General features: G+C 70.1%; 8 protein-coding genes. 7 read left to right on the top strand and 1 reads right to left on the bottom strand.

Translation table 11 applies throughout. From position 1 onward, the window contains the following. Positions 1-100: 100 nt before the first annotated feature. From G6024_RS04245 to G6024_RS04225, 5 genes are all read left to right on the top strand, one after another. On the top strand, positions 101-1849 hold the full coding sequence (locus G6024_RS04245; protein WP_159148142.1) for an alpha/beta hydrolase: 1749 nt from the start codon (positions 101-103) through the stop codon (positions 1847-1849). Positions 1850-1916: 67 nt separating this feature from the next. Next, positions 1917-4271: an ATP-binding cassette domain-containing protein gene (locus G6024_RS04240; protein WP_159148141.1), complete on the top strand. Its 2355-nt coding sequence runs from the start codon at positions 1917-1919 to the stop codon at positions 4269-4271. Positions 4272-4300: 29 nt separating this feature from the next. Beyond that, on the top strand, positions 4301-4744 hold the full coding sequence (locus G6024_RS04235; RefSeq protein ID WP_119191668.1) for a PaaI family thioesterase: 444 nt from the start codon (positions 4301-4303) through the stop codon (positions 4742-4744). Positions 4745-4947: 203 nt separating this feature from the next. Beyond that, the gene (locus tag G6024_RS04230) at positions 4948-5538 is read left to right on the top strand and encodes a pyridoxamine 5'-phosphate oxidase family protein (protein ID WP_119191667.1); all 591 of its coding nucleotides are present in this window, start codon (positions 4948-4950) and stop codon (positions 5536-5538) included. A gap of 9 nt (positions 5539-5547) precedes the next feature. Then, a complete protein-coding gene (locus G6024_RS04225; protein ID WP_159148140.1) occupies positions 5548-6177 on the top strand; it encodes a GyrI-like domain-containing protein in 630 nt (209 codons plus the stop codon). Positions 6178-6179: 2 nt separating this feature from the next. Here the strand turns inward: G6024_RS04225 and G6024_RS04220 are convergent, their stop codons facing one another. Then, positions 6180-6626: a MarR family winged helix-turn-helix transcriptional regulator gene (locus G6024_RS04220; RefSeq protein ID WP_132063300.1), complete on the bottom strand. Its 447-nt coding sequence runs from the start codon at positions 6624-6626 to the stop codon at positions 6180-6182. Positions 6627-6686: 60 nt separating this feature from the next. On the opposite strand from G6024_RS04220, the gene G6024_RS04215 reads away from it, so the two are divergent. Together G6024_RS04215 and G6024_RS04210 are read left to right on the top strand one after the other, a co-directional pair. Beyond that, on the top strand, positions 6687-7163 hold the full coding sequence (locus G6024_RS04215; protein WP_069388880.1) for a DoxX family protein: 477 nt from the start codon (positions 6687-6689) through the stop codon (positions 7161-7163). 24 nt (positions 7164-7187) lie between these two features. Next, positions 7188-7704, top strand: a 517-nt coding sequence (locus G6024_RS04210) for an amidase family protein (RefSeq protein WP_241728198.1), incomplete at its 3' end; no start/stop codon positions are given.

Below are 7704 nucleotides of genomic sequence, written 5' to 3'. Positions count from 1 at the left end.
AGGATCTGCGGACCGCCATCGCCGAGGGCGAGGACCCCGCCGAGCTGGCCCGCATGTCCGAGGACCTGGTGGCGGCGGCGAGACGGGCCGAGCGCCTGCGGTGAGCGAGGACGGAGAGGCCGGTCGGCCGACAGCGGGGACCACGCCCGTCGCCGCGCTCCGGACGTGGTGGGAACGCTGGCGCCCCTCGGTCACCGGCCTCATCGTGGCCGCGCTGGCGGCGTGGGTCTCGCTCATGCCGTCCCTGCTGCCGCGGGCCTGGTACTACCAGGGGGTGGTCACCGGCGTGTCGATGCTGGTGGGCTACGGGGTCGGCGTCGCTCTGAGGACCCTCTGGCTGCGGGTCGTGGCGCCCCGCATCACCCTCCACCCCGACCTCCTCGCGTTCGGTGACCGTCTCCTGACCTTCGCCCGTCTGTCCGCCCCGTACATCCTGGTGGTCTACCTCATCACGGCCACGGCCACGGCGATCCGCTGGCAGGACCAGGTCTCCGATCTGGTGCGCTCACCCCGCCCGCCCTGGGCGGACTACATGAAGATCCCGTGGGTCGCCCTGGCGATCTTCCTGGGGCTCCTCATCGCAGCCCGCGGCATCCGGGCGGGGTACCGGTGGTCGGCCCGCGCGGTGGGCCGCAGGTTCGGCGTGGGGGAGTACACCGCCCGGCTCACGGGCGTCGTGATGGTGGCCGTCCTCGCACTCGGCGTGGTGCAAGGTGTGGTGCCGCGCCTGTTCTTCGGCGGCGCCAACCGTATCTTCAGCGGGCAGAACAACGAGGACCTCCCCGGCGCGCGACCGCCGACGGCGCCCGAGCGATCCGGGTCCCCGGACTCCGTCGTGGACTTCGGGGACCTGGGCCTGCAGGGCCGACGGTTCGTGAGCGGCGGCCTCGACGGGCAGCACCTGGGGGATCTGTTGGGCGAGGACGCGCCCGAGCCGATCCGGGCGTACGCCGGTCTGGAGTCCGCACCGACCGACGACGAGCGTTCCGCCCTGGTGGTGGAGGAGCTGGAGCGGACCCGGGCCTGGGAACGTGAGTCGGTGGTGATCGCCCCGACCACCGGCACCGGGTGGATCAACCCCCACGCGGCTCAGGCCATCGAACTGCTCTCCGGTGGCGACGTGGCGATCGTGGGCACCCAGTACTCGTACCTGCCCAGCTGGATCTCGTTCCTCGCCGACCGCGAGAAGGCGGAGGTGGCGGGCCGGTCACTGATCGAGGCGGTGGTGACCTGGCGCGACTCCCTCCCACCGGGTCGGCCGCAGCCGAAGCTGTACGTCTACGGCGAGAGTTTGGGCACCCAGGCCGGCGAGGCGGCGTTCTCGGGGATCCGCGATATCCGGGCGACGGTGGACGGGGTGCTCTGGGTCGGCCCGCCCAATTCCAACCACATCTGGCACGCGCTCGTACAGCGACGCGACCCCGGTACCCCGGTCACCGAGCCGGTGTACGCGGACGGCCTGCTGGTGAGGTTCTCGGAGGATCCCGCGGAGTTCCGCGACGACGACACCCCGTGGATCCCGCCGCACGTCCTGTACGTCCAGCACGCGACCGACCCGGTGGTGTGGTGGACCCCGGATCTGCTGTTCGACCGCCCCGCGTGGCTGGCCGAACCGCCCGGCAAGGGCCGACATCCGGGCATGTTCTACATGCCCGTGTTGACCCTGTTCCAGGTGACAGCGGACCTCGGAAACGCGATCGGCGGGTCGCAGGGCTACGGCCACCTGTACGACCATCAGATCCTCGACGGCTGGGCGGCCGCGACGGGACGCGAGGGATGGGACGACGACGAGTTCCAGCGGTTCGCCCGACTGCACGCCACCGCGATGGAGCAGCAGGACCGCGGCTGACGCCCTTTCCCGCCGGGGGCCCGCGGTCTAACGTTGCCGCTGAGCGGACAGGCTGAGGAGACCCGGGATGAGCGCCCACACGGCAGACACGCACGACACCATCCGCGTCCTCGGCGCGCGGGAGAACAACCTCCGGTCGATCGACGTGGATCTGCCCAAGCGGCGGCTCACGGTGTTCACCGGCGTCTCCGGATCCGGCAAGAGCTCGCTGGTGTTCTCGACCATCGCGGCGGAGTCGCAGCGGATGATCAACGAGACCTACAGCGCGTTCCTCCAGGGCTTCATGCCCACCCTGGCGCGGCCGGACGTGGACGTGCTAGAGGGGTTGACCACGGCGATCGTCGTGGACCAGGAGCGGATGGGCTCCGACCCCCGCTCCACGGTCGGCACCGCCACGGACACCGGGGCGATGCTGCGGATCCTGTTCAGCCGTCTCGCGCAGCCGAGGATCGGCGGCCCCAAGGCGTACTCCTTCAACGTCGCGTCGGCGTCCGGGGTGGGGACGCTGAAGAAGGCCGACGGCACCCGGCAGAAGGCCGAGTTCTCCATCACCGGCGGGATGTGCGTCCGCTGCGAGGGTCGCGGATCGGTGTCCGATTTCGACGTCGACGCGCTGGTGGACCGCTCCAAGTCCCTGTCCGAGGGCGCGATCACCGTCCCCGGATACTCGATGGACGGCTGGTACGGCCGCATCTACTCCGGCTCCGGGTTCTTCGACATGGACAAACCGGTGGGGGAGTTCACCGATCGGGAGATGCACGACCTGCTGCGTAAGGAGCCGGTCAAGGTCAAGGCCGACGGCATCAACGTCACCCTCGAGGGCCTGATCCCCAAGATCCAGAAGTCGATGCTGTCCAAGGACGTCGAGGCGATGCAACCGCACATCCGCTCGTTCGTCGAGCGGGCCGTGGTGTTCACCACGTGCCCCGAATGTGACGGCACCCGGCTCAACGAGGGGGCCCGGTCGTCCCGCATCGGGGACAGGAACATCGCCGACGTCTCGGCCATGCAGATCACCGACCTGGCGGAGTGGCTGCGCGGCCTCGAGGAGCCGTCGGTCGCGCCGCTGCTGGACTCGTTGCAGCACACGCTCGATTCGTTCGTGGAGATCGGCCTGGGGTACCTGTCGCTCGACCGCCCCGCGGGCACTTTGTCAGGCGGCGAGGCACAGCGGGTCAAGATGATCCGCCACCTCGGTTCCGCGCTGACCGACGTCACCTACGTGTTCGACGAGCCGTCGATCGGCCTGCACCCCCACGACATCCAACGCATGAACGGGCTGCTCCTGCGGCTGCGCGACAAGGGCAACACGGTCCTGGTGGTGGAGCACAAGCCGGAGACCATCGCGATCGCCGACCACGTCGTCGACCTCGGGCCCGGCGCCGGCTCCGAAGGCGGTCGGATCTGCTTCGAGGGATCGGTCGGCGGGCTCCGCGCGAGCGACACGGTCACCGGCCGGCATCTCGACGACCGCGCCGCGCTGAAGAACAGCGTGCGGGCGGCCACCGGGCGGATCGAGGTGCGTGGTGCGACAGCCCACAACGTGCGAGGCGTGGATGTGGACATCCCCCTCGGGGTGCTGTGCGTGGTGACCGGTGTGGCGGGGTCGGGCAAGAGTTCGCTCATCCACGGCTCGGTGTCGCCTCGCGACGGGGTGGTGGCGATCGACCAGGCCGCCATCCGCGGGTCGCGGCGCAGTAATCCGGCGACCTACACTGGGCTCCTCGAGCCCATCAGAAAGGCGTTCGCCAAGGCCAACGGCGTCAAGCCGGCGCTGTTCAGCCCGAACTCCGAGGGCGCGTGTCCCACCTGCAAGGGCGCGGGCGTGATCTACAGCGACCTGGCGATGATGGCCGGCGTCGCGACGACGTGCGACGACTGCGAGGGCAGGCGCTTCCAGGCCGAGGTGCTCGAGTACCGGTTCGGTGGCCGGAACATCGGCGAGGTGCTGGGGATGTCCGTAGCACAGGCCGAGGAGTTATTCGCCGGGGGAGAGGCGCGGATCCCCGCCGCGCACAAGATCCTCGCCCGGCTCCGCGACGTCGGTCTGGGTTACATCCGGCTCGGCCAGCCGCTGACCACGCTGTCGGGTGGCGAGCGCCAACGCCTCAAGCTGGCCGCCCAGATGGCCGACAAGGCCGAGGTCTACGTGTTGGACGAGCCGACCACGGGCCTGCACCTGGCCGACGTCGCGACCCTCCTGGCGATGCTCGACCGGCTGGTCGATGCCGGGAAGTCGGTGATCGTGATCGAGCACCATCAGGCCGTGATGGCCCACGCGGACTGGATCATCGACCTCGGTCCCGGCGCCGGTCACGACGGCGGCCGGATCGTGTTCGAGGGCACCCCGGCCGAACTCGTCGCCGGTGCCTCCACTCTCACCGGCGAGCACCTGGCGAGGTACGTGGCTGCGGCGACCTAGCCGGAACCAGCAGCGGGTAGAAAGAGCGGATGACCGATTCCGGCGGGTTCCCTGATGCCAACTCCTCCGACGCCAGCGTCTTCGTCCGGGCGTCCGGGCTCGTCGTCGACGAGGTGACCACCACCTCGCTGCGCGGCCACGCGGACCTGGGGGAGGGGCACGTCACGGCGTGGGGGACGGTCCACGGCGGCGTCTACGCGAGCATCGTGGAGTCCGCCGGCGGTGCGGGAGCCGGATTCGCGGTCGCTGACCGGGGGCAGATCGCGGTCGGCGTCCACAACGGCACCGACTTCCTCCGGCCATCCACCGGCGGGCGGGTCGAGGTCTCCGCGCATGCCCTGTTCCAGGGCCGCAGCCAGCAGCTGTGGGATGTCGTGATCAGCCAGGCCGAGGGTGGAACCGTGCTCGCGCGGGGCCAACTCCGGCTGCAGAACGTGCCCAGGCCGGACACCGCCGCCACGCCCGGACGCTGAGTACTCAGCGGAGCTGCGCTGCCCTGCGTGTGCCCTCGTCACCGAGACGCATGCCACCGGGATGGTCGGCATCATGCCCGGTCAGGCGGTCCGTCCGAATCTCTTGTGCAGCGCCTGTGTGCTGACACCGAGCACCATGCCGATCTCCGCCCAGCTCATGCCCTGCAGCCTGGCGTGCCGCACCGCAACCTATATTGACGACCATGGCAGCCAACCACTACCCGGGAATCGCGTACGGACCGGCGGTGAGGGCCCGGCAGAACGCCGTGGGGGTCACCCTCCCCGTCGCCACCGGTGACTTCGCCCTCGAGGGCACCGATGTCGCACTGATCCGGAGCGCCGACCACTTCTCCCTCTCGACCGTCACCGAGTCGGGCTGGCCGTACACGCAGCACCGCGGCGGCCCGGCGGGATTCGTGCACGTGGTCGACGACACGACCCTCGCCTGGGCCGAGTTCCCGGGCAACCACCAGTACGTCTCCACGGGCAACGTGGATCACGACGGACGCGTCTGCCTGCTCTTCGTCGACTATCCGACCCGACGGCGGTTGAAGGTCTTCGGTCACGCGCGCACGGTCGAGCCGGACAGCGACCCCGACCTGATCGACCGGCTCCGGGCCATGGGGGAGAAGCGGTACTCCGGCCGCGTGGAGCGCGCGATCGTGGTGGACGTCGTGGCCGCTGACGCCAACTGCAGCAAGCACATCACCCCACGGTGGAATCGCCGGTACATCGACGAGTTGACCGCGGTGTACAAACGCCGGATCGCCGAACTCCAGGCCGGATCGGCGTAGCCTGCTGCCATGGTCGGTGACCCGCCCAACTTCGACATCAAACGCGAGCGCAGGGACCTCTACAGCGGCAAGGCCGGCAGAGTCGACCTGGTCGAGGTGCCCCCGATGGACTTCCTCATGGTCGACGGGCAGGGGGATCCCGATACCGCGCCGGAGTACAGGGCCGCCGTCGAGGCGCTGTACGCCACGTCCTACGCCGTGCGCGCCGCCGCCCGGGCGGCGCTGGGACGGGTCCACACGGTGGGCCCGCTCGAGGGCCTCTGGTACGCCGACGACCCGCGGGTGTTCACGGCCCGCGACAAGGACGCCTGGAGTTGGACGATGATGATCTGGCAGCCGGACTGGGTCACCCCGGACATCCTGTCCGCCGCCATGGAGAAGGTGACGACGACGACGGTGCCGGACGCGCACGAGCGGGTGCGGTTCGACGGGTACGCCGAGGGGTCGGCGGTGCAGACGCTGCACGTGGGCCCCTACGACGACGAGGGCCCGATCATCGCGCGGATGCACGAGGAGATCATCCCGTCACGAGGGGCGACCCCGTCGGGTCATCACCACGAGATCTACCTCTCGGACCCCCGTAGGTCCGATCCCGCCAGACTCAGGACGATCCTGCGTCAGCCGATCACCATCGGCTGACGCTACTGATCGCCGCGATCGACTCCTTCGAGCGAGGTCACGAGACGCTGGGCTAGGGTCCGCAGCTGGACGAGGTCCTCCTGCGGCATGTCCACCCTGTCCAGCAGGGAACACTGGATCGTCTCGGCTTCGGCGCGCAGCCGCCCGCCGGCCTCGGTGAGGTGCACGTGGACACTCCTCCCGTCGCCGACGGAGCGGGACCGCTCGACCAGTCCGGCATGCTCCAGCCGTGCGAGCAGAGGGGAGAGGGTGCCCGAGTCGAGGAGTAGTCGGTCGCCCAACTGGCGGACCGTCAGCCCGTCCTCCTCCCACAACACGAGCAGGGCGAGGTACTGCGGATAGGTGAGGCCGACCGACGCCAGGGCGTGGCGGTAGGCCGACGTCGAGGCGCGGGAGGCGGCGTAGAGGGCGAAGCAGACTTGCTCTTCCAGTCGGAGATCGGGATCCATCACCCGAGTATCGCCCATTTTTAGGTTGCGCTCAATTAAGTTGTGCGCAACACTACCCCCATGGACAAACTGGACCGGCCCCTGAAGAACTCGCGATCCCGCACACCGGTGCGCCGCCGCAGTGCGGGGGAGGTGGTCCGACATCTCGGACGATGGGCCCTCGGCGCCGCCCTTCTCGGGGCGGGGACCGGGCACCTGACCACCATGCGCGAGGAGTTCCAGGCACAGGTCCCGACGTGGGTCCCACTCGACCCGGACTTCGTGGTCGTCGCCTCCGGCGTGGTGGAACTCGGACTCGGCGCGGCGCTCATCCTCGCACCGGCGCGATACCGGCCGGCGGTGGGCGGCGTGACGGCGGCGTTCTTCGTCGCGATCTTCCCCGGCAACATCTCTCAGTACGTGACGGGCACGGACGCGTTCGGACTCGACAGCGACCGCGCACGCCTCGTGCGGTTGTTCTTCCAGCCCATCCTCGTCGCGTGGGCCCTGTGGTCCACGGGCGCCTGGCGCGCCTGGCGGAACCGGAACAATCGCTGATCGCGCTGCGTAGACTCCGGCCCCATGCGCTTTGACGAGTTCCGAAGTCACGATGCCCTCGGTCTCGCCGCCCTCGTGCGGCAGGGCGAGGTCACCCCGGGCGACCTGCTCGACGCGTCGATCCAGCGCGCCGACGGTGTCAATCCGCGACTCAACGCGATCGTGCGCCGGCTGGACGGGCCGGCTCGCGCCCGGGCGACCGAGGAACTGTCGGGCCCGTTCGCCGGGGTGCCGTTCCTCCTCAAAGATCTCGGTCAGGACTACCGGGGAACACCCACCAGTGGCGGGTCGCGTCCACTGGCCGACGTACCGGCGACCGAGCACGCGACCGTGGTCCGGCGGTGGTTGGACGCTGGCCTGGTGGTCTTCGGCAAGACCAACACCCCGGAGTTCGGGGCCAAGGGAATCACGGAGCCCGAACTGTTCGGCCCCGCCAGGAACCCATGGGACACCAGCCGCAGCCCCGGGGGCTCCTCGGGCGGGTCCGCCGCCGCGGTCGCGGCCGGCATCGTCCCGGTCGCCGGGGCGAGCGACGGCGGCG

The organism is Dietzia maris (genome assembly GCF_014144855.1).
Lineage (GTDB): Bacteria > Actinomycetota > Actinomycetes > Mycobacteriales > Mycobacteriaceae > Dietzia > Dietzia kunjamensis.
This window is presented reverse-complemented; position numbering and strand designations above follow the sequence as displayed.